General features: G+C 39.1%; 1 protein-coding gene. It reads left to right on the forward strand.

All coding sequences use genetic code 11. The features are described 5' to 3' along the window. Positions 1–137 precede the first annotated feature (137 nt). Positions 138–1,580 carry an IS1182 family transposase gene (locus tag L1264_RS21350; protein WP_069439015.1) on the forward strand — a complete coding sequence of 481 codons (1,443 nt, stop codon included), beginning with the start codon at positions 138–140 and terminating at the stop codon, positions 1,578–1,580. Positions 1,581–1,703: the final 123 nt, after the last annotated feature.

The raw sequence follows: 1,703 nt of genomic DNA on the forward strand, positions 1-1,703 counted from the left end.
CAGACTGTGTGAAAACTCTGATCACCTTTTGGTCTAAGTATGTTCTGCTTATGATCTATTAATCTATACATTTAGTTCACTTAATATACTGATATTTATATAATTAGACTATTGATTCAGTTGAGGGTTGAGGCAGTATGTCAAAGTTTATAAGCGGTGAAAGTCGTGACCAATCAACGTTATTTCCAGAATCGTTGGAAGATTACGTCAGTGAAGATAATACGGTCAGAGTGATTGATGTTTTCATTGAGGAACTAAATCTAGCTGAATTGGGGTTTAAAGGATTAACTTTAAAGTCCACAGGCCGCCCTAAGTATCATCCAGCCACATTATTAAAACTGTATCTTTATGGTTACCTCAACCGTATTCAATCATCCCGCCGATTAGAAACCGAATGCCAACGCAATATTGAACTGATGTGGCTACTTGGTAAGTTGGCACCCGACTTTAAAACGATTGCTGATTTTAGAAAAGACAACGGAGATGGTATAAAAAATGTGTGCAAAACGTTTGTTGAAGTCTGCCGTCGTCTGAATATGTTTGAGAAACCAGTTGTTGCCATCGATGGTAGTAAGTTTAAAGCTAGCAACAACAAAGGCAATAATTTTACGCCAAGCAAAGTTAAATTCCACATCGACCGAGTCGAAAAGAACATTGAACGTTACCTTGAATTACTTGATGAAGCCGATAAAGAGCAAGCTAACGTCACAAAAATTAAAGCCACAAAAGATAGGCTAGCTGACTTTCGCAGCCAGTTAAAAAAACTACACGAGATTAAAGAACAAGTTGAAGCTCATCCTGACAAGCAAATATCCACTACTGATCCTGATTCACGTTTAATGAAAACTCAAGGTTTTACAAGAGTTGTGAGTTATAACGTGCAAAGTGCGGTTGATACCAAGCACCACCTTATAGTGGCGCATGAGGTGACCAACGTGCCAGATAGAGGCCAGCTTGCGTCAATGACAAAACTCGCACAAAAAGCATTGCGCAAGGAAGATATAAGGGTATTAGCAGATAAAGGTTACTTCAGTCAGCCCGATATAAAAGATACTATCGATTTGGGTGCAGAGCCAATCATGCCCAAGACGGATACATCGTCCTCTGAAAAGAAAGGGATATTTAACCGCTCACTCTTCAAATACGATGCAAATAAAGATATTTACTTATGCCCCGCTGGTAATGAACTTCAAAATCGAATGCAGGTATTTGAGCAAGGTAAATACCTTGATGTTTACTTCAATCACATTGCTTGTCGAGATTGTAAAATAAGAAGTCAGTGCACTAACTCTAAAAAAGACCCTAGGCGAATAAGGCGGTGGGTGCATGAGATTCTGACAGAAGAAATGCTTCAAAAGCTAAAGAATGAACCTGAATTGATGCTTCATCGCAAGCAAACTGTTGAGCACCCCTTTGGCACAATTAAACTCTGGATGGGAGCTACCCACTTACTAACACGAGGTTTAAAAAGCGTGGGGACAGAAATAAGTCTTCATGTCCTAGCTTACAACTTCAGAAGAATGATAACAATTATGGGAGTTAACGGCCTAAGTAAAGCAATTAGAGTAGCGTTGCCATAGCAGTTTCGCTCGCGCGGAGAAAATTGCGATACTGAGAAAAAATCGATCGCAACCATCTTAAATGGTTTCAAACTAAGAACATACCCAAGACAATTTATTAAAAATTAGTTTTCACACAGTCTG

Source organism: Pseudoalteromonas sp. APAL1, assembly GCF_021532475.1.
GTDB classification, from domain to species: Bacteria; Pseudomonadota; Gammaproteobacteria; order Enterobacterales; family Alteromonadaceae; genus Pseudoalteromonas; species Pseudoalteromonas lipolytica_C.